Genomic DNA, 237 nt, shown 5'->3' on the forward strand with positions numbered 1-237 from the left:
GCTCGACGAGCTGGAGCGGCGCGCCGGAGAGCATGGTTATGTCTATGGCGTGCACAATATGCCGCATGACATCAAGGTGCGGGAATGGACACGTGGCGGCATGACCCGCATCGAAGTCATGCTGAAAGAGGTCAAGGCCCGCGATCTCGGCACGGTCCGCAAGATCGAGCGCGCCTATGTCCATGACCGGATCAACGGCACGCGGCGCATCCTGGCGAAGATCGAGTTCGATCAGGC

The 237-nt window shown here is 61.6% G+C and carries 1 pseudogene; it reads left to right on the forward strand.

The features are described from left to right. Positions 1-237, forward strand: a pseudogene (locus tag AF337_RS18100) (terminase); the annotation flags it as partial.

Origin of the sequence: Rhizobium ecuadorense, from assembly GCF_001187535.1 — a bacterium.
GTDB lineage: Bacteria > Pseudomonadota > Alphaproteobacteria > Rhizobiales > Rhizobiaceae > Rhizobium > Rhizobium ecuadorense.